General features: G+C 68.2%; 20 protein-coding genes. 16 read left to right on the top strand and 4 right to left on the bottom strand.

Features of this window, described 5'->3' with window-relative positions; translation table 11 throughout:
- Positions 1-27 precede the first annotated feature (27 nt).
- From WS95_RS23455 to WS95_RS23430, 6 genes are all read left to right on the top strand, one after another.
- The gene (locus WS95_RS23455) at positions 28-1,053 is read left to right on the top strand and encodes an ABC transporter permease (protein WP_034207066.1); all 1,026 of its coding nucleotides are present in this window, start codon (positions 28-30) and stop codon (positions 1,051-1,053) included.
- A 44-nt stretch (positions 1,054-1,097) separates the two neighbouring features.
- Positions 1,098-2,012 carry a sugar phosphate isomerase/epimerase family protein gene (locus WS95_RS23450; RefSeq protein ID WP_059826428.1) on the top strand — a complete coding sequence of 305 codons (915 nt, stop codon included), beginning with the start codon at positions 1,098-1,100 and terminating at the stop codon, positions 2,010-2,012.
- A gap of 75 nt (positions 2,013-2,087) precedes the next feature.
- Positions 2,088-3,101, top strand: a complete 1,014-nt coding sequence (locus WS95_RS23445; protein WP_059826426.1) for a Gfo/Idh/MocA family protein — start codon at positions 2,088-2,090, stop codon at positions 3,099-3,101.
- Between the two features lie 77 nt (positions 3,102-3,178).
- Complete coding sequence (locus tag WS95_RS23440) at positions 3,179-4,105, top strand: TIM barrel protein (RefSeq protein WP_059826423.1); 927 nt, start codon at positions 3,179-3,181, stop codon at positions 4,103-4,105.
- Between the two features lie 65 nt (positions 4,106-4,170).
- Positions 4,171-5,343: a Gfo/Idh/MocA family protein gene (locus WS95_RS23435; RefSeq protein WP_059780245.1), complete on the top strand. Its 1,173-nt coding sequence runs from the start codon at positions 4,171-4,173 to the stop codon at positions 5,341-5,343.
- A gap of 284 nt (positions 5,344-5,627) precedes the next feature.
- Positions 5,628-6,512, top strand: a complete 885-nt coding sequence (locus tag WS95_RS23430; RefSeq protein WP_034207071.1) for a MurR/RpiR family transcriptional regulator — start codon at positions 5,628-5,630, stop codon at positions 6,510-6,512.
- 57 nt (positions 6,513-6,569) lie between these two features.
- Here WS95_RS23430 and WS95_RS23425 read toward each other — a convergent pair whose 3' ends face one another.
- A complete protein-coding gene (locus tag WS95_RS23425; RefSeq protein ID WP_059826422.1) occupies positions 6,570-8,090 on the bottom strand; it encodes a CoA-acylating methylmalonate-semialdehyde dehydrogenase in 1,521 nt (506 codons plus the stop codon).
- A gap of 117 nt (positions 8,091-8,207) precedes the next feature.
- On the opposite strand from WS95_RS23425, the gene WS95_RS23420 reads away from it, so the two are divergent.
- The 7 genes from WS95_RS23420 (at position 8,208) to WS95_RS23390 (ending at position 15,572) form a co-directional block, all read left to right on the top strand.
- Entirely contained in the window at positions 8,208-9,143 is a 936-nt protein-coding gene (locus WS95_RS23420; protein ID WP_059826418.1) for a LysR family transcriptional regulator, read from the top strand.
- A gap of 116 nt (positions 9,144-9,259) precedes the next feature.
- On the top strand, positions 9,260-9,487 hold the full coding sequence (locus tag WS95_RS23415) for a sulfurtransferase TusA family protein (RefSeq protein WP_006402122.1): 228 nt from the start codon (positions 9,260-9,262) through the stop codon (positions 9,485-9,487).
- 274 nt (positions 9,488-9,761) lie between these two features.
- Positions 9,762-10,181, top strand: a complete 420-nt coding sequence (locus tag WS95_RS23410; RefSeq protein ID WP_034207074.1) for a hypothetical protein — start codon at positions 9,762-9,764, stop codon at positions 10,179-10,181.
- A gap of 266 nt (positions 10,182-10,447) precedes the next feature.
- Complete coding sequence (locus tag WS95_RS23405) at positions 10,448-11,152, top strand: response regulator transcription factor (protein WP_006490421.1); 705 nt, start codon at positions 10,448-10,450, stop codon at positions 11,150-11,152.
- Entirely contained in the window at positions 11,149-12,522 is a 1,374-nt protein-coding gene (locus WS95_RS23400) for a FecR family protein (RefSeq protein WP_059826416.1), read from the top strand. Before WS95_RS23405 ends, WS95_RS23400 begins: the two co-directional genes overlap by 4 nt.
- A 10-nt stretch (positions 12,523-12,532) precedes the next feature.
- Positions 12,533-14,920 carry a CHASE2 domain-containing protein gene (locus WS95_RS23395; protein WP_059826413.1) on the top strand — a complete coding sequence of 796 codons (2,388 nt, stop codon included), beginning with the start codon at positions 12,533-12,535 and terminating at the stop codon, positions 14,918-14,920.
- A 37-nt stretch (positions 14,921-14,957) separates the two neighbouring features.
- Positions 14,958-15,572, top strand: a complete 615-nt coding sequence (locus WS95_RS23390; RefSeq protein ID WP_034207076.1) for a DUF4136 domain-containing protein — start codon at positions 14,958-14,960, stop codon at positions 15,570-15,572.
- Between the two features lie 51 nt (positions 15,573-15,623).
- On the opposite strand, the gene galU is transcribed toward WS95_RS23390, so the two are convergent.
- The gene (gene galU / locus WS95_RS23385; RefSeq protein ID WP_034207077.1) at positions 15,624-16,508 is read right to left on the bottom strand and encodes a UTP--glucose-1-phosphate uridylyltransferase GalU; all 885 of its coding nucleotides are present in this window, start codon (positions 16,506-16,508) and stop codon (positions 15,624-15,626) included.
- A gap of 87 nt (positions 16,509-16,595) precedes the next feature.
- Positions 16,596-19,463, bottom strand: a complete 2,868-nt coding sequence (locus WS95_RS23380; protein ID WP_059826411.1) for a valine--tRNA ligase — start codon at positions 19,461-19,463, stop codon at positions 16,596-16,598.
- A gap of 224 nt (positions 19,464-19,687) precedes the next feature.
- On the opposite strand from WS95_RS23380, the gene WS95_RS23375 reads away from it, so the two are divergent.
- A complete protein-coding gene (locus tag WS95_RS23375; RefSeq protein WP_034207079.1) occupies positions 19,688-22,051 on the top strand; it encodes a UvrD-helicase domain-containing protein in 2,364 nt (787 codons plus the stop codon).
- Positions 22,051-22,845: a 5'-methylthioadenosine/adenosylhomocysteine nucleosidase gene (locus WS95_RS23370; RefSeq protein ID WP_373557166.1), complete on the top strand. Its 795-nt coding sequence runs from the start codon at positions 22,051-22,053 to the stop codon at positions 22,843-22,845. The genes WS95_RS23375 and WS95_RS23370 overlap by 1 nt, the downstream gene beginning before the upstream one ends.
- Before the next feature lie 69 nt (positions 22,846-22,914).
- On the opposite strand, the gene WS95_RS23365 is transcribed toward WS95_RS23370, so the two are convergent.
- Positions 22,915-24,153: an MFS transporter gene (locus WS95_RS23365; RefSeq protein ID WP_059780253.1), complete on the bottom strand. Its 1,239-nt coding sequence runs from the start codon at positions 24,151-24,153 to the stop codon at positions 22,915-22,917.
- 403 nt (positions 24,154-24,556) lie between these two features.
- Between WS95_RS23365 and WS95_RS23360 the strand changes: the two genes are divergently transcribed.
- The gene (locus WS95_RS23360) at positions 24,557-26,230 is read left to right on the top strand and encodes a methyl-accepting chemotaxis protein (protein ID WP_059826409.1); all 1,674 of its coding nucleotides are present in this window, start codon (positions 24,557-24,559) and stop codon (positions 26,228-26,230) included.
- The last annotated feature ends 8 nt before the right edge of the window (positions 26,231-26,238 follow it).

The following is a 26,238-nucleotide window of genomic DNA, read 5'->3' as shown; positions in this document are numbered from 1 at the left end:
GCCGAAACAAGATTGGAGACAACTGAAATGGGCAACCTGAACCCGGTCGCGGATGCGCAGACCATGACACTCAAGTCGCGGCATACGAAGTGGCCGCCCGAACTGAGCATCTTCCTCGTGCTGGTCGGCATCAGCCTGTTCTTCGAGATTCTCGGCTGGATCGTCGTCGGCCAGAGCTTTCTGTTCAATGCCGAGCGGCTCGAAATCATCGTGCTGCAGATGGCCGTGATCGGCATCATCGCGGTCGGCGTGAACCTCGTGATCATCACCAGCGGGATCGATCTCTCGTCGGGGTCGGTGGTCGCGGCGGCCGCCGTCGTGTCGGCGAGCCTCGCGCAGGTGTCCGACTTCCCGCGCGCGGTGTTTCCGCATCTCACCGATCTGCCGGTGATCTGGCCGGTGCTGGCCGGCGTGTGCGTCGGGCTGCTGGTCGGCCTGCTGAACGGCACGCTGATCGCGATGACGGGCATCCCGCCGTTCATCGCGACGCTCGGCACGATGGTCGCCGCGCGCGGCTTCGCGAAGTGGTTCACCAACGGGATGCCGGTGTCGATGCTGACCGACTCGTTCGCGGCGATCGGCGCGGGCGCGAACCCGGTGATCGTCTTTCTCGTGATCGCCGCGATCTTCCACGTCGTGCTGCGCTACACGCGCTTCGGCAAATACACCTATGCGATCGGCGCGAACCGCCACGCGGCCGTCGTATCGGGCATCAACGTGACGCGCCACCTGATCTTCGTCTATGCGATCGCGGGCCTCCTGAGCGGGATCGCCGGTACCGTGACGGCCGCGCGCGCGATCTCCGGCCAGTCCGGCATGGGCGTGATGTACGAGCTCGATGCGATCGCGGCCGTCGTGATCGGCGGCACGTCGCTGTCGGGCGGCCTCGGGCGCGTGACGGGCACCGTGATCGGCGTGCTGATCCTCGGCGTGATGACGTCGGGCTTCACGTTCATCCGGATCGACGCGTATTACCAGGAGATGGTGAAGGGCGCGATCATCGTCGCGGCCGTGATCGCCGACCAGTACCGCAACAAGAAGTCGCGCCGCTGACCGATTCCGACGCGGCCGACACCACGCAACCTTCCGGGAAGAAGATGAAGATCGCTCTGGATCCCTACATGATTCGCCACCTGCCGCTCGACCGGCTGCCGCATGCGGTCGCCGAGCTCGGCTACGACCAGATCGAGCTGTCGCCACGCAGCGACTTTCTCGACTGGTGGGTGATGCCGCGCGCGACGCGCGAGCGCATGGCCGCGTTCCGACAGGCGATGCGCGCGAGCGGCGTCGGTCTCGCGTCGCTGCAGCCGATGTACCGCTGGGCGAGCCCGTTCGAGGACGAGCGGCAATGGGCCGTGCGCTGCTGGCAGAAGGCGATCGAGGTCGCAGTGGAGATGGAGTGCCCGCTGATGGTGTCCGAGTTCGGGCGCGGCGCGTCGCCGGAGCGTTCGGTCGGCGAGCGGCCGGGCGCGAACCCGAAGGAGCTGTGCGAAGCCGCGTGGTTTCGCTCGATGGACGCGCTGCTACCGATCCTCGAGCGCGAACGCATCGTGCTGTCGGTCGAGCCGCATCCGGAAGACTGGATCGAGCAGTTGCAGCCGGCGATCGACATCGTCACGAACATCGGCTCGCCGTCGCTGAAGCTGTCGTACATCGCGCCGCACACGTTCTACTACGGCGACGACATGGCCGCGATGATCGCGGCCGCCGCGCCGATTCTCGCGCACGTGCGCGTGGCCGACACGTTCGACCACCGCAAGAGCAGTCAGTTGCGCTACATCGTGAACCCGCCGGGCTCGAACCAGATCCGCGTGCACCAGCATCTCGACATCGGGCAGGGCGAGATCGACTGGGACGTGTTTTTCGGCGCGCTCGGCGCGGCCGGCTTCGACGGCGTGATGTCGTCGTGCGTGTTCGCGTGGGAGGACCGCGCGGAAGCGTCGTCGCGCTACATGCGCGACACGATCCAGCGCTACGTCGAACGCCATTTCGAGCGGGCGGCCGCGCGCTGAGCCGTTTTGGGCACCCTTGCTGACCGGCGCGGCACGGGCCGCGCCGTTGATGAACGAACGACTGGAGATATTCGAATGACGTTGCAAATCGGTGTGATCGGCTGCGGCGCGATCGGCCAGGACCATATCCGCAGGCTGACGCGTACGCTGTCCGGCGCACGCGTGGTGGCCGTCAACGACATCGACCCGCAGCAGGCGCGCGATGCGGTGACGAAGTACGGGCTCGACGCGGAAATCTACGGCGACGGCCACGACGTGGTCGCGGCCGCCGACGTGCAGGCCGTGCTCGTCACGTCGTGGGGGCCGACGCACGAAGCGTTCGTGCTCGACGCGATCGCGCACGGCAAGCCGGTGTTCTGCGAGAAGCCGCTGGCCGTCACCGCCGACGGCTGCATGCGCATCGTCGAGGCCGAGATCGCGCACGGCAAGCGGCTCGTGCAGGTCGGCTTCATGCGTCCGTACGACGAAGGCTATCGTGCGCTCAAGCGCGTGATCGACAGCGGCGAGATCGGCGCGCCGCTGATGCTGCATTGCGCGCATCGCAACCAGTCGGTCGGCGAGCGCTATACGACCGACATGGCGATCACCGACACGCTGATCCACGAGCTCGACGTGCTGCGCTGGCTGCTCGGCGAGGACTACACGAGCGCGCAGGTCGTCTACCCGAAGAAGACGCGCCATGCGAGCGCGCATCTCGCCGATCCGCAGATCGTGCTGCTCGAAACCGCGAGCGGCGTGCGCATCGACGTCGAGATCTTCGTGAACTGCCAGTACGGCTACGACATCCAGTGCGAGGTGGTCGGCGAGAACGGCATCGCGAAGCTGCCCGATCCGCCCGCGGTCGGGCTCAAGCATGCGGCGCGGCAGTCGGTCGAGATCATGACCGACTGGAAGGCGCGCTTCATCGCGTCGTACGACGTCGAGCTGCAGGCGTTCGTCGACGGCGTGCGGCAAGGCGCGCTGACCGGCCCGTCCGCGTGGGACGGCTATGCGGCGGCGGTCGCGGCCGATGCGTGCGTGCGCGCGCAGCAGAGCGGAGCGGTCGAGCCGATCGCGATGGCCGAACGCCCGGCGTTCTATCGCGGCTGAACGGGCCGGACACGTTGACATCGTGCCACGCGGCCACGCTCGAGGCCGCGCGCCGCTTTCCTGATGGACTGACCGACATGACGATGAAGATTGGCTGCGCGCCGTGCTGCTGGGGCGTCGACGACGTGAAGAATCCGCACCTGCCGCCGTGGCGGCACGTGCTCGCCGAAGCCGCACAGGCCGGCTATTCGGGCATCGAGCTCGGCCCGTACGGCTATATCCCGCTCGAGCTCGACGTGGTGAGCGCGGAGCTCGAACGGCAGCGCCTGAGCATCACCGCCGGCACGATCTTCGACGACCTGGTGTCGCCGGAGAACCTGCCGAACCTGCTGCGCCAGACGCGCGACATCTGCGCGCTGGTCACGCGGCTGCCGAAGCTGCCGACGCAGGACGGCCAGCGCTACGCGGCGCCGTACCTGGTCGTGATGGACTGGGGCCACGAGGAGCGCGACTATGCGGCCGGTCACGGCGATCGCGCGCCGCGGCTGTCCGACGAGCGCTGGGCGCGGATGGTGGACCATATCCGGCAGATCGCGACGCTCGCGCGCGACGAATTCGGCGTGCGCGCGGTGATCCATCCTCATGCGGGCGGCTACATCGAGTTCGCGGACGAGATCGACCGGATCGTCGCCGACGTCGCGGCCGAGACGGCGGGCCTCTGTCTCGACACGGGCCACCTGTACTACTCGGGGATGGATCCCGAGACCTGGCTGCGCCGTCACGCGGCGCGGCTCGACTACGTGCATTTCAAGGATATCGACGCCACCGTGTACGACGCGGTGATGCGCGAGCACATCGCATTCTTCGCGGCGTGCGCGCGCGGCGTGATGTGCCCGATCGGCAACGGCGTGCTCGACTACCGCGCGATTCGCCGCGCGCTCGACGACATCGGCTATGCGGGCTATATCACGATCGAACAGGAGCGCGATCCGCGCAATGCCGGCACGAGCCTGCGCGACGTCGCGGCGAGCCGCGCGTTTCTCGCATCGGCCGGGTTCGCGTGATCGGCCGTCGGCCCGACCCTTTGCACACACTCTGAACACTGAACACGGACAGGAACACGACAATCATGATCGACGGACAGATTCTGCTCGGACATTCGATTCGCTGGGGCATGGTCGGCGGCGGCCTCGGCAGCCAGATCGGCTACAGCCACCGGTCGGCCGCGTTGCGCGACGGCAGTTTCCAGCTCGTTGCCGGCGCGTTCGACATCGATGCCGAGCGCGGGCGGCAGTTCGGCGTGAAGCTCGGCGTCGCCGCGGACCGCTGCTATCCCGATTACCGGACGATGTTCGACGCCGAGGCGAAGCGTGCCGACGGCATCCGCGCGGTGTCGATCGCGACGCCGAACAACACGCACTTCGAGATTTGCCGCGCGGCGCTGAACGCGGGGCTGCACGTCGTGTGCGAGAAGCCGCTGTGCTTCACGACCGAGGAGGCCGAGGCGCTGCAGCGGCTGTCGGTCGAGAAGAACCGCATCGTCGGCGTCGCGTACGGCTATTCCGGACACCAGATGATCGAGCAGGCGCGCGAAATGATTGCGCGCGGCGATCTCGGCGAGATCCGCATCGTGCAGATGCAGTTCGCGCACGGCTTCCACAGCGACGGCGTCGAAGCCGCGAGCGCCGCCGCGCGCTGGCGCGTCGACCCGAAGTTCGCGGGGCCGAGCTACGTGCTCGGCGATATCGGCACGCACCCGCTGTACATCTCCGAAGTGATGGCGCCGGACCTGAAGATCAAACGGCTGATGTGTTCGCGGCAGAGCTTCGTGAAGAGCCGCGCACCGCTCGAGGACAACGCGTTCACGATCATGGAATACGACACGGGTGCGATCGGCTACGTGTGGTCGAGCGCGGTGAACGCCGGCTCGATGCACGGGCAGAAGGTGCGCGTGATCGGCTCGAAGGCGAGCGTCGAATGGTGGGACGAACATCCGAACCAGTTGCGCTACGAGATCCAGGGGCAGCCCGCGCAGGTGCTCGATCGCGGGATGCCGTACCTGCACCCGAACGCGACGCGCGAAGACCGCATCGGCGCCGGGCATCCGGAAGGGCTGTTCGAAGCGTGGTCGAACCTGTACGCACGCTTCGCGCTCGCGATGGACGCGGCCGATCGCGGCGACGCGCAGACGTTGAAGCAGATCCGCTTTCCGGACGTCCATGCGGGCGTCGAAGGCGTGCGGTGGGTCGAGAACTGCGTGCGGTCCGCCGATGCGGGCGGCGTGTGGGTCGACTATCGTTGAACGAGGGGGCAGGCCGGCGCCGCCGCGGGCCGTCGCGCGTGGTCGCGCCGGCCGGCTTGGTAGACACCCTGATCTTTACGACGCCGCGAGGGCGTTGGACAATCGTTTCCAGTCTTGCCGTGGAGCGTATGCAAGCGATGATCGAGCGCGTGGGAGCGAGCAGGCGGCGCGGGCCGTGCCGCAAACGTGATTAAATTCGCCCTTCATGCATGTATCCAGCCGAGCCCCGGGCCGCGTCCGCCAGCATCGCACGCGCATCGGGGCCGTCAACTTCGCGCTATCCGATGAGTTCATCCGAGAAACCTCCCGCCACCGTCGAGCAGTTCCTGCAGCATCTGACGCAGGAGTACGACGGTCTCAGCAATCGCCTGAAGGTGATTGCGCGTCACGTGGAAACGCATCGGGACCAGCTTGGGCTGGAAGGCATCCAGTCGCTCGCGGAGGCATGCGGCGTCCAGCCGTCGGCCGTCGTGCGCTTCGCGAAGCACTTCGGCTTCTCCGGGTTCTCCGAGATGCAGCGGCTGTTCCGCGAGGGGCTCGCGCAGCAGATCGCGCCGGGGCGTGCGTACAACCTGCGGCTGCGCGACGTGATCGAAGCCGGCTCGTCGAGTCTGCAGCCCGAACAGATCGCCGACGAATTCATCAAGGGCAGCATTGCCGGGATGCAGCAGTTGCGGCAGACGCTCGATTCGCAGGCACTCGCGCAGGCCGTGGATTTGCTCGCCGATACGCAGGCGATCTGGATCGCCGGGTCGCGGCGCGCGTTTCCGATCGCCGTGTATCTCGACTATGCGCTGCAGCATACCGACAAGCGGATCGGCCTGTTCAGCGCGCTCGGCAGCATGCATCTCGGCCAGATCCGGTCGGTGCGCGACGGCGACGTGATGATCGCGATTTCGTTCATGCCGTATGCGGACGAGACCGTGCAGGTCGCGCAGCAGGCCGCGCAGCGCGGCGCGCGGCTGATCGCGATCACCGACAGCCGGATGAGCCCGCTCGCACGGGAGGCGGAAGTGACGCTGATGGTGCAGGACAGCGCGACGTTCGGCTTTCGTGCGCTGACCGCCACGATGGGCCTCGCGCAGAGCCTGTTCGTCGCGCTCGCGTACCGGCTCGAGTTGTCCTATATGCCGACCGCCGACGGCGCGCACGGCACGAAAGCCGGTTGATCGCGACTGCCGGTGCGCCGCCCGCCGAACGGATCGGCGGACGGCGCGCCGGCCGGCTTACTTCGCGGTCGGCATCGCGAATTCGGCGCCCTTGCCGATGCTCGACGACCAGCGCTGCATCACCGACTTCTGACGCGTGTAGAAGCGCACGCCTTCCTCGCCGTATGCGTGCATGTCGCCGAACAGGCTCTTCTTCCAGCCGCCGAAGCCGTGCCACGCCATCGGCACCGGGATCGGCACGTTGATGCCGACCATGCCGACCTGGATGCGCCGCGCGAATTCGCGCGCGATGCCGCCGTCGCTCGTGAAGCACGACACGCCGTTGCCGAACTCGTGCGCGTTGATCAGGTCGACCGCTTCGCCGAAGTCCTTCACGCGCACGCAGCCGAGCACCGGCCCGAAGATCTCTTCCTTGTAGATGCGCATGTCGGGCGTCACGCGGTCGAACAGCGTACCGCCGGTGAAGAAGCCAGCTTCGCAGCCCGGCACGCGCAGCCCGCGGCCGTCGACCACCAGTTGCGCGCCTTCGTTCACGCCCTGCTCGATATAGCCTTCGATGCGCTTGAGCGCGTCGCCGGTGACGATCGGCCCCATCTCGACTTCCGGCGACATCCCGTCGCCGATCACCAGCTTGCGTGCGCGCTCGGCGACCGCCGGCACGATCTTGTCGGCCACGTCGCCGACCAGCACCGCGATGCTGATCGCCATGCAGCGCTCGCCCGCGGAGCCGTATGCGGCGCCGATCAGCGCGTCGACGGCCTGCTCGATGTTCGCGTCGGGCATCACGACGAGGTGGTTCTTCGCGCCGCCGAGCGCCTGTACGCGCTTGCCCGACTGCACCGCGCGCTGCTGCACGTAGGCTGCGATCGGTGTCGAGCCGACGAAGCTGACGGCCTGCACGTCCGGGTGGTCGAGGAGGGCATCGACCGCGCCCTTGTCGCCCTGGACGACGTTGAACACGCCGGCGGGCAGGCCGGCCTGCGTGAGCAGGTCGGCGATGAACAGCGCGGCCGACGGGTCGCGCTCGCTCGGCTTCAGCACGAACGTGTTGCCCGTCGCGAGCGCGACCGGGAACATCCAGCACGGCACCATGCACGGGAAGTTGAACGGCGTGATGCCCGCGACGACGCCGAGCGGCTGGCGCATCGTCCAGTTGTCGATCCCGGTGCTGACCTGGTCGGTGAAGTCGCCCTTCAGCAGTTGCGGCACGCCGCACGCGAATTCGATGATGTCGATGCCGCGCGCGACTTCGCCCTGCGCGTCCGAGAACACCTTGCCGTGCTCGGCCGTGATGATCGCCGCGAGTGTGTCGCGGTGCTCGTTCATCAGTTGCAGGAAGCGGTGCAGCACGCGCGCGCGGCGGATCGGCGGCGTGTCGGCCCAGGCCGGGAACGCCGCACGGGCGGACGCGACGGCGCGCTGCACTTCGTCGTCGCCCGCGAGCGCGACGCGGCGCACCGCGCGGCCGAGCGCCGGATTGAAGACGTCCTGGAAACGGCCGCTGCGGCCGGCGACGGGCGCGCCGTCGATGTAGTGGCCGACGTCGGCGTCGGACGTATAGGCGGGAACCGTGGTCATGCGTGTCTCCTGCGGAGGGGAATGGGAGGGTGGACGGAACCTAGTCTAGGCAAAGCGGCGGGGCGGGAGAAGGCCGCGCAGCTTGATTCACTGTTCAGAATTATGAATAATCGGCGGATGAATCAGCAAAATGTCCAGGCGCTCTGGCCGCATATCCATTCGCTGACGGTGCTGTCCGCGGCGGGCAGTTTCACGGCTGCCGCGCAGCGGCTCGGCATCAGCAAGGCCGCGATGAGCCAGCGCATCGCCGATCTCGAAAAGGCGGCCGGTGTGCCGCTCGTGCGGCGCACCACGCGCAGCGTGCGGCTCACCGATGCGGGCCAGACGCTCGTCGACAGCACGCGCGACGCGTTCGAGTCGATCGGCCAGCATTTCGCGCGCGTGAAGGATCTCGCCGGCGAGCCGCGCGGGCTGCTCCGCCTGACGGTGCCGGTCGCGCTCGGGCGCCAGCAGATCGTGCCGCACCTGCCCGATTTTCTGCGCCAGCATCCGGGCGTACAGATCGAGCTCGACCTGTCCGACCGCCTGCATTCGCTGACGCAGGAGGGCTTCGATCTCGCGATCCGCCATACGACCACCGCGCCGCAGACCCATGTCGCGTGGAAGTTGTGCGACACGCGTTCGCTGCTGGTCGCGAGCCGCGACTATCTCGACGCGCGCGGCGAGCCGCACCACCCGAGCGAACTCGTCGATCACAGCTGTCTGTGCTACCTGCGCGAGCACGAGCCGGCCGCGTGGAGCTTCGAGCCGGACGGCCGCCGGCGCCAGCGCGTGAGCGTGCCGGTGCGCGGCAGTTTCGCGGCGAACAACAGCGAGGCGATGCGCGAGGCCGCGCTCGGCGGGCTCGGCATCGCGCTGCTGCCCGATTTCAGCGCGCGGCGCGATCTCGACGCCGGCCGGCTCGTCGCGCTGCTCGACGGCTGGCGGCCGTCGGGCGCGTTCGGCGACCACATTTTCGCGATCCGCCCGTACAGCCCGGTCGTGCCGAGCGCGGTGCGCGCGCTCGTGCGGCACCTGCGCGAGCGGCTCGCGGGCGGCTTCTCCGGCGCGTGAGCCGGGCGGCGGCGGGCGCCGGGCCGTGGGCGGGCCGGGCAGGCGCGGCGGCGCTGCGGTAAAATCGCGGCTTCCATCCGCGCCGTGTGGGCGCGTCATTCGAAGGTCGACAGCCGATGCAGATTCACAAGGAAGTGGACGCGCGCGGGCTCAATTGCCCGTTGCCGATCCTGCGTGCCAAGAAAGCGCTTGCCGATATGGAAAGCGGGCAGATTCTCAAGGTGCTCGCGACCGATCCGGGCTCGCAGCGCGATTTCGCCGCGTTCGCGAAGCAGACGGGCAACGAGATCGTCGAGTCGACGACCCAGGACAAGACCTTCGTGTTCCTGATGCGTCGCCGCTGAAGGCGCGCATCGGACGTCCCGCCCCGTCATGCTCCCAGCCGGCGCGCCTGGCTGACCGCGCTTTGCCGGCCTGCTTAGCCGGCCGCCCCTCGCCGGCCGCCCTTGGCCGGCCGGCTCCGCGCCTCTCTGACAATTCTTAAACCTCGTTGCGTGACCGGCTGCGTATACTGACGCGGCCGGTCGTCCGCTCCCAGCGGAGGCGCCGGCCACGGTACGTCGCACGGCGGGCTCGGGGGCCATGCCTGACGCTACCGTCGTACAACGGGGAGAGGACATGTCCTTCAGACCAGGGACCCTTCGAAGTCCGTCCGGAGCGGAAAGCATTGCGCCCGTGCGCACCTCGGAATTGAACCGGATCGAGCTCGATCCGCAACAGGACCGCCACGCGCGTGCCGCGCTGGAAGCCTATGCGGATTCGGCCGCGGCCGAGATGCCGTGGCTGGCCGAGTGGCTCGACGAACGGCTGCGCGATGCCGCGCGCGACGACGGCGCGGGCCCGACCTACTGCGGTGCGACGATCGAACGCGTGTTCGATCTGGCGCAGGCATGGGCGGCAGGCCAGCCCGACTATGCGGCCGGCGCATGGGAGCGCGTGCGCGACCAGTTGCAGCGGATGCTCGCGCAACGGCCGTCGCCGCGCGTGCCGACAGACGATTTTGCCGAGCCGGTGGCCGGCATCGCGGGCGCCGAATAGGCGTCCGGTTGCGCAGCAGAAAGGATTATTCGAAGAAAGGGCGATAGTCCGCGCAATTTCTTGGCGAATTTCATACTACTATGATGAAATCGCCGGTTCGTCCGTGCCCCGTTTTTGAGATATTTGCCCGGGGTCGCCGGTTTGCGCAGGAGGCGCGAGCGGCGAACGACGGCTTGCCGGCCGGTATCCGGCGCCGCGCGCAGGGTGCGCGGCCGGGGCAGGCGCGGGAGCCGAATGGACGGATCGATTTCGATTTGCGGGGTGCTATGAGAATTGCTGTACTGGATGACGATCCGGCCCAGACGGATTTCGTCAGTCAAACGCTGACGGCCGTCGGCCACACGTGCTATGCGTTCAAGGAAGGCAAGGCCCTGAAGAAGCGCCTGCAGCGCGAGACGTTCGACCTGCTGGTGCTCGACTGGAACGTGCCCGACATGTCCGGCGAGGAAGTGCTCAAATGGGTGCGCGCCAACCAGACCGAGCACAGCCTGCCGATCATCTTCATGACGAGCCGCGACGACGAGGCGGGGATCACGCAGATCCTCAACGCCGGCGCCGACGATTACGTGGTCAAGCCCGTGTCGGGCCCGATCCTGCGCGCGCGCATCGGCTCGCTGCTGCGCCGCGCGTATCCGGTCAACGCCGAGGCGACCGTCCGCGAATTCGATCAGTTCCGTTTCGACGTGAACCTGAAACAGGCGTACGTCGGCGACAAGGCCGTGAGCCTCACGCAAAAGGAATTCGAGCTCGCGCTGCTGCTGTTCCAGCATCTCGATCGGCCGCTGTCGCGCGCGCACATTCTCGACCTCGTGTGGAAGCAGGCGACCGACATTCCGTCGCGCACGATGGATACGCATATTTCGATGCTGCGCACGAAGCTCGGCCTGCGGCCCGAGAACGGTTACCGTCTCGCGCCGATCTACGGGTACGGCTACCGTCTCGAACGGGTCGGCCAGGGGGAACCGGAGTGACCGCGCGAATCACGCAGCGTACGGCGAGCCTGCGCACGGCGGCACTGCGCGCGGCCTGCGCGGTCGCGTTCGCGTTCGCCGCGCAGCAGGCCGCGGCGCAGCCGCCCGCCGCCGCGGGCAAGACGGTCGTCTATCGCACGCAGGCGGGCGACACGCTGTACGACGTCGCCACGCGCTACCTGCAAGGCGCGGACGACTGGCAACTGCTCCAGCAGCTCAACGGCGTGCCGGCGCCGAAGCGCCTGCAGCCCGGCGTCGCGCTGAAGCTGCCGGTCGCGCGGCTGCGCAAGGAAAAGCTCACCGCCCGCGTGATCGCGGTGCAGGGCACGGCCGAGCGCGCGTCCGGCGCTACGTCCGGCACCTCGTTCGCGCCGCTCGCGAACGATGCGACGCTCGCCGAGGGCGATCGCGTGCGCACCGGCCCGAACGGCTTCGTGACGATCGAGCTGGCCGACGGCACGCACATGAGCCTGCCGCCCGACAGCCAGCTCGAGCTGAAGTCGCTGCGCCGCACGGTGCTGACCGGCACGCTCGATCGCGAGTTCGAACTCACGCGCGGCTCGGTCGACAGCGAAGTCACCCACCTGAAGAAACGCGACGATCGCTTCCAGATCCGCTCGCCGTCGGTCGTCGCCGGCGTGCGCGGCACGCGCTTTCGCGTGAACTACGACGCGGCCGGCACCGCGGCGACCCGCGTCGAAGTGCTCGACGGCACCGTCGGCGTCGCGGGCGGCCGGCAGCCGGCCGGCGCGACGCTCGTGCATGCGAACTTCGGCAGCGTCGCGACGTCGTCCGGCGCGGTCGGCGCGCCCGTCGAACTGCTGGGCGCGCCCACGCTCGCGCATCCCGACAAGGTGCAGGACGAGCCCGACGTCGCATTCGACCTCACGCCGCTCGCGCAGGCGCATGCGTATCGCGTGCAGCTCGCGCACGACGCGGGGCTGCTCGACCTGTTCCGCGAAACGCGTACCGATTCCCCGCACGCGGTGTTCCGCGACGTGCCGAACGGGAATTACTTCGTGCGGATCGCCGCGATCGATGCGAACGGCCTCGAGGGGCAGCCGCGCACCTATGCGTTCGAACGCCGCGTGATGGGGCTCGACGCGAGCGCGTCGCAGGGCGCGGGCGGTTACGAGTTCCGCTGGTCGCCGAACGGGTCGGGCAAGAATGCGCGTTACCGGTTCGTGCTGTCGCGTTCGAAGGACCTGAGCGCGCCGGTCGTCGACCAGGTCGGCCTGCACGCGCGCCAGATCACCGTCGCGCACCTGCCGGCGGGCGACTACTTCTGGGCCGTGACCGTCGAGGAATTCGAAGGCGGCAAGTTCTACGAGAAGACCAGTCCGGTCAGCGCGTTCACGTTGTCGCGCTGACCCGCGGCGCATGAAACCCGACTCCGTTTCCCCGCGGCGGCGCCTCGGCCGCCGCTTTCTGATCGAGTGGATCGCGATCGGCTGCCTCGGGATCGCGGTGATCCTCGCGTGCGCGCTCGGCCGCCTGTCGTCGAGCGTCGACGGATTGATCTACGACCGGCTGCTGATGCTGCGCAGCCTGCCGCTGTCGCCCGACGTGGTGGTGGTCGACATCGACAACCAGAGCGTGTCCGCGCTCGGCCGCTGGCCGTGGCCGCGCGACGTGCATGCGCGGTTGCTCGACACGCTCGCGCGCGCGCAGCCGGCCGCCGTCGTCTACGACGTGCTGTTTACCGAGCCGTCGTCCGAGGATCGCACGTTCGCGGACGCGATGAGCCGCGTGCCGACCTTCCTGCCGGTGCTGCTGAGCCCCGAGCAGCCGGACGGCACGCGATCGGTCGATCCGCCGGTCGCCGCGCTCGCCGCGCGCGCGACGGGGCTCGGCCATATCAATCTCGAAGTCGATCGCGACGGCATCGTGCGCAGCGTCGCGCTGTTCGAAAGCGACGGCCGCGTGCGCTGGCCGCAACTGATGGTGCCCGTCTACCGCGCGATCCAGGCCGGCCGGCTGCACCCGGTCGGCGGCGTGCCCGGCGCGAACGCGCACGACCTGTCGCGCGATGCGGCCGGCGACGGCCGCTACCTGATTCCGTTCAGCCGCAACACGCCCGCGTATCCGACGCTGTCGTTCGACGACGTGCTCGAAGGGCGCGTGAAGCCCGACGCGCTGCGCGGCAAGATCGTCGTCGTCGGCGTGACGGCGTCGGGGCTGTACGATCGTTTCGCGACGCCGGTGTCCGGCGAGTTCGGCCCGCTGGCCGGCGTGTATATCCATGCGAATGTGCTCGACATGCTGGCGACCGGCAGCGCGATCTCGCCCGCGTCGCGCACGGGATTGTTCGTCGCGTCGCTGCTGCCGCTCGCCGTGTTGCTGGGCGGCTTCCTGATGCTGTCGCCGTGGCGCGCGCTGCTGCTGACGCTGAGCCTTGCCGCGCTGGCCGTGATCGCGAGCATGACGCTGCTGTTCGAGGCGCGCATCTGGCTGACGCCGGCGCCCGCGATCTTCGGGCTGATCGCCGTCTACCCGATCTGGAACTGGCGGCGGCTGGAAATGACGATGTCGTACCTGCGCCGCGAGCTGCAGCGGCTCGCCGACGAGCCGCACCTGTTGCCCGAGGCGCCGCGCACGCGCAGCGTCGGCGGCGACGTGCTCGAGCGGCAGATGGCGCTGATGGCGCAGGCCGCGCAGCGCGTGCAGGACATGAAGCGCTTCGTGTGGGACAGCCTCGACAGCATGCCCGAGCCGATCTTCGTGACCGACCTCGCCGGCACCGTGCTGATCGCGAACCACGCGGCCAAACGCTACGGGTCGCGGCTCGCGCTGCCGTTGCCGGAAGGGCGGCCGCTGCGCACCGCGCTCGGCGAGCTGACGTTCATGAAGACCGTCGACGGCAACGCCGAGCACGACGCGGCGATCCGCGAGCGCTGGCCGGCCGCGCTCGACCCGACGCTCGAGGCCGAGCACGACGCGATGGCGCGCGGCATCGAGGTGCGCGATCGCGACGGGCTCGACCATCTGCTACGCTACGCGGCATGCACGAACGCGCAAGGGCGCGTGACGGGCTGGATCGCCGGCCTCGTCGACGTGACCGACCTGCATGCGGCCGAACGGCATCGCGAGGAGGCGCTGCATCTGCTGTCGCACGACATGCGTTCGCCGCAGTCGTCGATCCTCGCGCTCGTCGAGATCGAGCGCGATCGCGTCGAGAGCGACGCGATGCGCAGTCTGCTCGCGCGGATCGAGCGCTATGCGCACCGCGCGCTGTCGCTCGCCGACGAGTTCGTGCAACTGGCGCGCGCCGAGTCGCAGGCGTACCAGCTCGAGGTGACGAGCCTCGTCGACGTGCTGATCGATGCGAGCGACGAAGTGTGGCCGCAGGCGCAGGCGAAGCACATTCGCATCGAGTCCGACGTGGGCGCCGACATGTGCTGGGTGCGCGCGGATCGCTCGTTGATCACGCGCGCGTTCGTGAACCTGTTGAACAATGCGGTCAAATACAGTCCGTCCGACACGGTGATCACGTGTACGCTGACGGTCGAGCACGCATCGAAGCGGATGTTCTGTACGATTCGCGATCAGGGGTACGGCATTGCGCCGGAAGATCAGCGGCATCTGTTCGAGCGTTTCAAGCGATTCCATGCCGGCGAGCGGCCCGACATCCCGGGTTCCGGGCTCGGCATGGCGTTCGTGAAGACGGTCGTCACGCGCCATGGGGGCAGCGTGTCGGTCGACAGCGAAGTGGGTGTCGGCACCGCGGTGACGGTGTCGCTGCCCGCGATCGACGAGCCGTCCGCCTGACAGGGCCGGGCGCGACGGCAGGCATTTGGGGAAAGCCATGAGAAAGCAATGGGCAGCGACCGCGCTGGCGGCGTCGCTGTTGACGGGTTGCGCCGGCGTGACGAGCGGCGTGAGTGCGGTCGGGCAGCCGAATGCATTTGCATCCGGCGCGCACGGCTACGATTTCGTGCGGACGGCCGCGCAGCGGGACGACGCCGACTACCGGCGGATCGAGTCGCTCGTACGCGACGAACTCGCGCGCCGCGGCTTCGATGCGCAGCCGCTCAAGGACGCGCGTTACCGGCTGTCGATCGCGTATGCGACGCAGCCGGCGACGGTCGCGACGAGCGCCGACCGGTGCGGTGCGGCCAGCAGCGCATGCGTGACGGTCGACGGGCCGGCGCCGTTCGCGCTGCCGTTCGCGGGCAAGGTATACCGTCACGTGCTGACGCTGCGTTTCGTCGATGCGCAATCGGGCGCCGACGTCTATCGCGTGTCGGCGTCGCTGCGCGACCGCGATCCGGGCACGCAGCAGGCCGCACCGGCGCTCGTCAGGAGCGCGCTGGCGAAGCTGCCGTTCGGCGACGGCGGCGGCTGGCTGGTCAAGACGAAAAAAGACGACGCGGGCGGGATGCCGGGCGTCGTCTCGGTGAAGCCGGCCGACGCGCGCTGAGCGGTGGCCGGGAGGTGAGGGCGCGCCCGCCGGGGCGCGCCCTTGCCGCGTTCAGACGGCGGGTTGGGCGCCGTCGCGCGTGCGCAGGTACGTATCGAATTCCGCACCGACTTCCGGGTGGCGCAGCGCGAATTCGACCGTCGCCTTCAGGTAGCCGAGCTTGCTGCCGCAGTCGTAGCGCGTGCCCTGGTACTTGTAGGCCAGCACCTGTTCGTCGGCGAGCAGTGCCTGGATCGCGTCGGTGAGCTGCAGTTCGCCGCCCGCGCCGGGCTTCAGCGCGCGCAGGTGCTCGAAGATCCGCGGCTTCAGGATGTAGCGGCCGACCACGCCGAGGTTCGACGGCGCGACTTCCGGCGCCGGCTTCTCGACGATCGCCGACATCTTGACGATCGACTCCTCCCATTCCTTGCCGTCGACGATCCCGTACGACTTCGTCTCCGACGGCGGGATCTCTTCGACGCCGATCACCGAGCTGTGATAGTGGTCGAACACGTCGACCATCTGCTTCATCACCGGCGGATTGCCGTCGAGCAGGTCGTCGGCGAGGATCACCGCGAACGGATTGTCGGCGACGAGCTTTTCCGCGCACAGTACCGCGTGGCCGAGGCCGAGCGCTTCCGGCTGGCGCACGTAGAAGCAGTCGACATGGCTCGGCTTGATGCTGCGCACGAGTTCGAGCAGCTTTTCCTTGCCGCGCGCCTCGAGTTCGGCCTCGACTTCGTACGACTTGTCGAAGTGATCCTCGATCGCGCGCTTGCTGCGCCCGGTCACGAAGATCATCTCGGTGATGCCCGCGGCGATCGCTTCCTCGACCGCGTACTGGATCAGCGGCTTGTCGACGACGGGCAGCATTTCCTTCGGGCTCGCCTTCGTTGCCGGCAGGAACCGCGTGCCGAGACCGGCAACGGGGAATACCGCCTTGGTGACTTTCAACATGATCGAACCTTTATTCCTGTAATCGACTTGTCAGACGGTCTATGTTCACGTTCGCATTATAGTGAACGCAAACGACCTTACCGTTTGTTACGCAGGCAACCGATCGAGTTGCGCGCGCAGTTTTTCGAGCGTGCTCTGGAATTCCGCGACGCGTTTCTGCTCCTGTTCGACCACGGCCGGCGGCGCTTTCGCGACGAAAGCCTCGTTGCCGAGCTTCGCGTTGCATTTCGCGATCTCGCCCGTCAGGCGCGTGATTTCCTTCGACAGGCGCTCGCGTTCGGCCGCGACGTCGATTTCCACCTTCAGCACCAGCTTGTTCGGGCCGACGATCGCGATCGGCGCGCCGTGCGCTTGCTGGTCGAGCGCCGCTTCGTCCGCGAGGATCTGCACTTCCGACAGGCGCGCGAGCGCCTGCACGTACGGCGCGAACGAGCGCAGGCGCTCGGCGTCGCCGGCCGCCAGCAGCGGCACCTTGGTGGCCGGCGACAGGTTCATCTCGCCGCGCAGGTTGCGGCATGCGTCGACGATCGCCTTCAGGTCGGCCGCCCACTGCTCGGACGCCTCGTCGATCTTCTGCAGGTTCGCGACCGGATACGCCTGCGTCATCAGCGACGCTTCGCCCTCGGCCTTGCCTTGCGGATAGCGGCCGGCGAGCGGCGCGACCTTCTGCCAGAGCGCCTCGGTGATGAACGGGATGATCGGGTGCGCGAGGCGCAGCACCGTTTCCAGCACGCGCAGCAGCGTGCGGCGCGTCGCGCGCTGCTGTTCCGGCGTGCCGTTCTGGATCTGGACCTTCGCGAGTTCGAGGTACCAGTCGCAGTACTCGTCCCACACGAACTTGTAGATGCTGGTCGCGATGTTGTCGAAGCGGTAATCGGCGAAACCCTTCGCGATGTCGGCTTCGGTGCGCTGCAGCAGCGACACGATCCAGCGGTCGGCCGCCGAGAAGTCGAGGTAGCCGCCGGGGCCGCAGTCGCCCGCGCCGCACACTTCCGGCTTGTCGTTGCCGCAGTCGTGGCCTTCGCAGTTCATCAGCACGAAGCGCGTCGCGTTCCACAGCTTGTTGCAGAAGTTGCGATAGCCTTCGCAGCGCGCGAGGTCGAAGTTCACGTTGCGGCCGAGCGTCGCCATCGACGCCATCGTGAAGCGCAGCGCGTCGGTGCCGAACGCGGGGATGCCGTCCGGGAATTCCTTGCGCGTCTTCTTCTCGATCGTCGCCGCCTGCTTCGGGTTCATCAGGCCCGTCGTGCGCTTCGCGACCAGCGTTTCGAGGTCGATGCCGTCGACGATGTCGATCGGGTCGAGCGTGTTGCCCTTGCTCTTCGACATCTTCTGGCCTTCCGCGTCGCGCACGAGGCCGTGCACGTAGACGGTATGGAACGGCACCTTGCCCGTGAAGTGCGTGGTCATCATCACCATCCGGGCGACCCAGAAGAAGATGATGTCGAAGCCGGTGACGAGCACCGACGACGGCAGGAAGTGCTGCAGTTCGGGCGTTTCGTTCGGCCAGCCGAGCGACGAGAACGGCACGAGCGCCGACGAGAACCACGTGTCGAGCACGTCCTCGTCGCGCTTGAGCGCGCCCGTGTAGCCCTTTGCGGCGGCCTGCGCGCGCGCGTCTTCCTCGTTGCGCGCGACGAATACCTCGCCGTTCTCGCCGTACCACGCCGGAATCTGGTGGCCCCACCACAGCTGGCGCGAAATGCACCAGTCCTGGATGTTCTCGAGCCACTGGTAGTAGGTGGTCGTCCAGTTCTCCGGCACGAACTTGATCCGGCCGTCGCGCACCACGTCGAGCGACGTCTCGGTGATCGACTTGCCCGGATTGAACGTGCCTTCCGGCGCCGGCTTCGTCATCGCGACGAACCACTGGTCGGTCAGCATCGGCTCGATCACGACGCCCGTGCGGTCGCCGCGCGGCACCATCAGCTTGTGCGGCTTCACCGAGTCGAGGAAGCCCTGCGCGTCGAGGTCGGCCACGATTGCCTTGCGCGCGTCGAAGCGGTCGAGGCCGCGATACTGCTCGGGGCCGTTGTCGTTGATCTTCGCGTCGAGCGTCAGGATCTCGATCGGCGCGAGATTATGGCGCAGGCCGACCTGGTAGTCGTTGAAATCGTGCGCGGGCGTGACCTTCACGACGCCGGTGCCGAACTCGCGATCGACGTAGTCGTCGGCGATCACCGGGATCTCGCGGCCCGTCAGCGGCAGCGTCACGCGCTTGCCGATCAGGTGCGCGTAGCGCTCGTCTTCCGGGTGCACCATCACGGCGACGTCGCCGAGCATCGTCTCGGGGCGCGTGGTGGCGACCGTGAGCGAGCCCGACTCGTCGACGAGCGGGTAGCGGATGTGCCACAGGTGGCCGTTTTCCTCTTCGCTCGCGACTTCGAGATCCGACACCGCGGTGAGCAGCACCGGATCCCAGTTGACGAGGCGCTTGCCGCGGTAGATCAGGCCCTGTTCGTAGAGCGTGACGAACACGTCGCGCACGGCGGCCGACATCTTGTCGTCCATCGTGAAATATTCGCGCGACCAGTCGGTCGACGCGCCGAGGCGGCGGACCTGGCCGGTGATCGTCGAACCGGATTGCTGCTTCCATTCCCACACGCGCTCGACGAACTTCTCGCGGCCGAGGTCGTGGCGCGACACGCCCTGCGCGTCGAGCTGGCGTTCGACGACGATCTGGGTGGCGATGCCCGCGTGGTCGGTGCCGGGCACCCACAGCGTGTTCTCGCCGAGCATCCGGTGATAGCGCGCGAGGCCGTCCATGATCGTCTGGTTGAACGCGTGGCCCATGTGCAGCGTGCCCGTCACGTTCGGCGGCGGCAACTGGATCGCGAAATCGGGGCGGGACGGATCGAATGCCGGGGCGGCATAGCCGCGTTTTTCCCACTCCGGCCCCCATTGGGACTCGATGGTATGGGGCTCGAAGCTCTTCGCAAGCGTGTTGTCGCTCATGTTGGAAATCTGCCGAAAAATGCGTGAATTGGATGCCGAATCTGACAATTATAAATGGATGCCCATCGGCCAGCCATCGCGCAGCCGGCGCGGGCCGGTCGGGGCGCGGCCGCAACGTGCCTGCGCCGCGCGTACGACGGGCGGCCGAACGGATCGGAAACGGTATCGCGCGGCCGACTTATAATGACGGGTCCGCATTTTTCTCGCCCGTCAGCTGCCGCTCCATGCCCGATCTGCTCGCCAATCTGAACCCCGAACAACTCGCCGCCGTCACGTTGCCGAACGAACCGGCGCTGATCCTCGCAGGGGCGGGCAGCGGCAAGACCCGCGTGCTGATCACGCGCATCGCCTGGCTGATCCAGCAGGGCTATGCGTCGCCGCCTACCGTGCTCGCCGTCACCTTCACGAACAAGGCCGCGCGCGAGATGATGGCGCGCCTGTCGGCGATGATGCCGATCGACACGCGCGGGATGTGGATCGGCACGTTCCACGGCCTGTGCAACCGGATGCTGCGCACGCACTGGCGCGATGCCGGCCTGCCGCAGACCTTCCAGATCCTCGACACGGCCGACCAGCTGTCCGCGATCAAGCGGCTGATGAAGGCGGCGAACGTCGACGACGAAAAGTACCCGCCGAAGAACGTCCAGTACTTCATCAACAACGCGAAGGAGCAGGGGCTGCGCCCGGACAAGGTCGACGCGACCGACAACTTCAACCGCAAGTTCGTCGAGCTGTACCAGGCGTACGACCAGCAGTGCCAGCGCGAAGGCGTCGTCGATTTCCCCGAACTGCTGCTGCGCTGCTACGAGTTGCTCGCGTACAACGCGCCGTTGCGCGCGCACTATCAGGCGCGCTTCCGGCACATCCTCGTCGACGAGTTCCAGGACACCAACAAGCTGCAGTACGCGTGGCTCAAGATGCTCGCCGGCGGCGAGAACGCGATCTTCGCGGTCGGCGACGACGATCAGTCGATCTACGCATTCCGCGGCGCGAACGTCGGCAACATGCGCGACTTCGAAGACGAATTCCGCGTGCGCAACCTGATCAAGCTCGAGCAGAACTACCGGTCGCACGGCAACATCCTCGACGCGGCGAACCAGCTGATCTCGAACAACGCGCACCGCCTCGGCAAGAACCTGCGCACCGATGCCGGCCACGGCGAGCCCGTGCGCGTGTACGAAGCCAGCACCGATTCGCAGGAGGCCGGCTGGATCGTCGAGGAGATCCGTTCGCTGATCAACACCGGGATGGCGCGCAGCGAAGTGGCCGTCCTGTACCGCAGCAACGCGCAGTCGCGCTCGATCGAGCACACGCTGATGTCGTCGGGCATTCCGTACCGCGTGTACGGCGGCCTGCGCTTTTTCGAGCGGCAGGAAGTGAAGCACGCGCTCGCCTACCTGCGCCTGATCGACAACCCGAACGACGACACGGCATTCGCGCGCGTCGTCAATTTTCCGACCCGCGGGATCGGCGCGCGCTCGGTCGAGCAACTGGCCGACGCAGCACGCCTGTACGGCTGCTCGATGGCCGCCGCGATTCCGTACGTGACCGGCAAGGCCGGCACGAGCCTCGGCGGGTTCGCGAACCTGATCGCGAAGATGCGCGCCGACACGCAGCACATGAACCTGCCCGACACCGTCGAGCACATCGTGCGCGCGAGCGGCCTCGCCGATTTCTACCAGGGCGAGCGCGAAGGCCAGGATCGCCTCGAAAACCTGCAGGAACTCGTGAACGCGGCCACCGCGTTCATCGCCGAGGAAGGCTACGGGCTCGACACGCCGGCCCGCTCGATCCCGCTGCGCGCGGGCGCGATCGCGGCGCCCGAGCTGAGCGCCGCGACGGACGATCCGGCGCTCGACGTGCTCGATCCGGCTTCGCCCGCCGACCCCGCGCAGAATCCCGACACGATGACGCCGCTCGCGGGCTTTCTGTCGCACGCGTCGCTGGAGGCCGGCGACAACCAGGCGCAGGCCGGCCAGGACGCCGTGCAACTGATGACGGTGCACGCGGCGAAGGGGCTCGAGTTCTCGGCCGTGTTCATCACGGGGCTCGAGGAGGGGCTGTTCCCGCACGAGAACAGCGTGCTCGAATCGGACGGCCTCGAGGAAGAGCGCCGGCTGATGTACGTCGCGATCACGCGCGCGAAGGAGCGGCTCTACCTGTCGTTCGCGCAAAGCCGGATGCTGCACGGCCAGACGCGCTACAACGTGCGCTCGCGCTTCTTCGACGAACTGCCGGAGCACGTGCTGAAGTGGTTGACGCCGAAGGTCGAGGCCGGGTCGCGTTGGGGCGGCCGGTCGGACAATGCCGGTTACGGGCGCGACTGGTTCGCGCGGCCGGGCGGCGGCAGTCGCGAGCAGATCGTCGATGCGGCCGTGTCCGCGCCGCTGCCGGCGTTCGCGGACAAGCAGCGCGCGGCCGACGCCGGCTTCCGGGTCGGCCAGCAGGTGTTCCATACGAAATTCGGCGAAGGCACGGTCACCGCGCTCGAAGGCAACGGCACCGATGCGAAGGCGCAGGTGAAGTTCAAGCGCCACGGCGAGAAATGGCTCGCGCTCGCGGTCGCGAAACTGCAGGCGGTGGAATGATGGACGTCGACATGGCCGTTACGCCTGCCGCCCGGCCGCTCGGCATTCTGGCCGCGCTGCCCGAGGAACTCGGCGACCTGATCGCCGCGATGCGCGCCGACGGCGCGATGAAGACGGTCACGCTCGGCCGCCGCGATTATCACGTCGGAACCGTGCACGGTGCGGCCTGCGTCGTCACGCTCGCGCGCGTCGGCAAGGTCGCGGCCGCCGCGACGGTCAGCGCGCTGATCCACGTGTTCGGCGTGTCGGGCGTCGTGTTCACCGGCGTCGCGGGCGGCGTGTCGCGCACGGTGCGGGTCGGCGACGTCGTCGTGGCCGATACGCTGCTGCAGCACGATCTCGACGCGTCGCCGCTGTTTCCGCGCTACGAGGTGCCGCTGCTCGGCATCACGCGCTTCGCGACCGACGCGGCGCTGACGGCCCGCCTGAAGGCCGCATGCGCGCTGTTCGTCGAAGAAGAGGGCGCGCAGTTCGCCGAGCGCTTCGGGCTGGCCGGCGCGACGCTACACGGCGGGTTGATCATCAGCGGCGACCGCTTCGTGTCGAGCGAGCGGGAAGTCGTCGCGCTGCGCGACGCGCTGCCGGACGCGCTCGCGGTCGAGATGGAAGGCGCGGCGATCGCGCAGGTATGCGCGGAACACGACGTGCCGTTCGCGCTCGTGCGCACGATCTCCGACACGGCCGACGACCACGCGACGCAGTCGTTCTCGCACTTCCTGTCGGCGATCGCGAGCAGCTATTCGTCCGGCATCCTCGAGCGTTTCCTGACGCTGCATGCGACGACGGCGGCCTGAAGCCGCCGTCGAATCCGCCGTTCGTACCATTCGACAGGCCGCGGCTTGCACGCCGCGGCCTGTCGTTCGTCATGCCTTCTTGCGCCGGCTGCTTTCGAGGTTCGGCAGGAACACCGTCAGCACGCCGATCAGCGGCAGGAACGAGCACACCTTGTAGACGAACGGGATGCTCGTCGCGTCCGCGAGCTGGCCGAGCACGGCCGCGCCGACGCCGCCCAGGCCGAATGCGAAGCCGAAGAACAGGCCCGCGACCATCCCGACCTTGCCGGGCATCAGCTCCGTCGCATAGACGAGGATCGCAGCGAACGCCGACGCCAGCACGACGCCGATGATCACGGTCAGCACGCTCGTCCAGAACAGGTTCGCGTACGGCAGCAGCATCGTGAACGGCGCGACGCCGAGGATCGACACCCAGATCACGTACTTGCGGCCGATCCGGTCGCCGACGGGCCCGCCGATCAGCGTGCCGGCCGCCACCGCCGCGAGGAACACGAACAGGTGGATCTGCGCGGCCTGCACCGACAGGTGGAACTTGTCGATCAGATAGAACGTGAAATAGCTGTTGATGCTCGCGAGGTAGAAGTACTTCGAGAACACGAGCAGCACCAGCACGCCGATCGCGCCCATCACGCGGCCGCGCGACAGCGTCGGGTGGCCGGCCGACGCGGCCTTCTTCTTCATCGACGGATGCTTCTTGTACCAGTGGCCGATCTGCGTGAGCACGATCATCGCGACGAGCGCGGCCGCCGAGAACCACGCGATGCTGTGCTGGCCGTGCGGAATGATCACGAGCGCGGCGAGCAGCGGCCCGAGCGCCGAGCCTGCATTGCCGCCCACCTGGAACACCGACTGCGCGAGCCCGTGCTGGCCGCCCGACGCCATCCGCGCGACCCGCGACGATTCGGGGTGGAACACCGACGAGCCGCAGCCGACGAGCGCGGCGGCCACCAGCAGCATCGGGAAATTCGACGCCGCCGACATCAGCAGCAAGCCTGCGAGCGTGAAGCCCATGCCGACCGGCAGCGAATACGGCTTCGGACGCTTGTCGGTATAGAGGCCGACGAGCGGCTGCAGCAGCGACGCGGTGATCTGGTAGGTGAGCGTGATCAGGCCGATCTGCGCGAACGACAGCGCGAACTGGCTCTTGAGCATCGGATAGATCGCGAGGATCAACGACTGGATCATGTCGTTGAGCATGTGCGAGAAGCTGATCGCGCCGAGCACCGGATAGACGGTGCGGGCGACGGGCGGTGCGGACGGCTGGGCGGCGGCTGCGCCGGCGGAGCCGGAGTCGAGGCTGGTTTCCATGAGAGTTGAACGAGTTGAGGTGGCTGGCGCGCTCTGTTGGGGATCGGCGCGTTCTGGATCGTTGCTGCGTCAAAGAAGTGTAATGTGGCGTATCGAGAATGTCAGGCCAAGTTTTGTCGTGAATCGGACATTCGTGTGACGGATCGGCCGGTGCGTACTTTTTTGAACGGGTATAACGCTGGCGGCGTGTCGGCCCGTGAACGGCAGCGCGCCGGGGCCGGGTGGTGTTTTACCGGACTCAAGAAACGGCGGTGGCGGCCGTAGAACGACCCAATGACAACAGGCGCGCCGCGCCCGGCGCCGGCTACCCGCCGGGCAGGGGGCAGGACGCGCGGCATGGCCAGCCGTCGCGGGAACGCCGGGACCGACCTTTCCGGCAGCGTGATCAATACGGGGTAGATCGATGAAAGCAGCATCTTTGCATCCACAGCCCGGTGCAGCCGCCGCCGCACCCGACGTTGCCGCCGGTCGCGCCGCTCGGCGCGCACACGCGGCGCGTCGCGCGCGCCGGCCGTGGACCGTCAAGGCGACGTTGCGCGCCGCATTCGCGATCCTGCTGGCCGGCACGCTCGCGATCGGCATGTTTTCGCTGTGGCAGATCAGCCGCCTGAACGCGTCGATCGCGTCGGTCTACGCGCAGGGGCACGTCGCGAGCCGTGCGGCCGAGGAAGTCCGCGCCGAGGTGCTGCGCGCGAGCCGCGCGCAGAAGATGCTGCTGACCGCGACCACCGCGAAGGAGCGCGACGAACTCGGCGCCGACGTGAGCGCGGGACTCGCGTCGATCGGCCAGGCGCTCGGCACGCTGCAGCGCTATGCGGATCCGGCCGATGCCGGCGATTCGGCGCGGCTGCACGCATTCTCGACGGCGGTCGGCACGTGGAGCGCGCATCTGCGCGATTTCGTCACGCTCGTGCGTGCGCAACCGCTCGACCTGTCGCAGATGAACTGGCAGGTCGGCACGCAGGACGTGTCGCTGCTGGTCGAAACCGGCAAGCTCGAAAAACTCGTCGCCGAACTCGTGAAGACGCGCGGCGAAAAGTCGAAGGCGACGCTCGATGCGTCCGCGACCATTTTTTCGTCGTCGTTCGCGATGATCGCGGCGATGACGGCCGCGCTGATCGTGCTGGCCGTCGCGATCGCCGAGCGCGTCGTGCGGCGCCTCGCATCGCAGCTCGGCGGCGAGCCCGCGCACGCGAAGGAGATTGCCGCGGACATCGCGCGCGGCGACCTGACGCGGCCGATCACGCTCGGCCGCCACGACCGCGACAGCATGGTGCGCGCGCTGGCCGAGATGCAGACGGGGCTCGCGGCCACCGTGGGCGAGATCGCGGTGAGCGCCGAGGCGATCGCGGCCGCGTCCGGCGAAATCTCGACCGGCAACCTCGACCTGTCGCGGCGTACCGAACAGCAGGCCGTCGCGCTCGAGCGCACCGCGGCCAGCATGGAGCAGCTCACGTCGACCGTGCGGCAGAACGCCGAGAACGCGCGGCAGGCGAGCACGCTCGCGGCCAATGCGTCGGCGGTCGCGGAGACGGGCGGGGAGGTCGTCGGGCGCGTGGTCGCGACGATGAGCGAGATCGACGACAGCGCGAAGAACATTCGCGACATCATCGGCACGATCGAGGGGATCGCATTCCAGACCAACATTCTCGCGTTGAACGCGGCGGTCGAGGCCGCGCGCGCCGGCGAACAGGGACGCGGCTTTTCGGTGGTCGCGGGCGAGGTGCGGCTGCTCGCGCAGCGCTCGGCGACGGCGGCCAAGGAGATTCGGGAACTGATCGGCGCGTCGGTCGAGCGCGTGGCGAACGGCGCGGCGCTCGCGCACGACGCGGGCCGCACGATGGGCGACGTGGTACGCGCGGTCAAGCGCGTGACCGACATCATCGGCGAGATCTCGGCGGCGTCGGACGAGCAGAGCGCGGGGATCGACGAGATCGGCCGCGCGGTCACGCAGATGGACGCCGGCACCCAGCAGAACGCGGCGCTCGTCGAACAGGCGGCCGCTGCCGCGAACGCGCTCGACGAGCAGGCACAGGCGTTGAAGGCGCTGGTCGGGCGTTTCCGTATCGCGGCGTGAGCGCGCGG

The sequence above is a fragment of the Burkholderia sp. MSMB1826 genome, assembly GCF_001526325.1.
Classification (GTDB): Bacteria; Pseudomonadota; Gammaproteobacteria; order Burkholderiales; family Burkholderiaceae; genus Burkholderia.
This window is presented reverse-complemented; position numbering and strand designations above follow the sequence as displayed.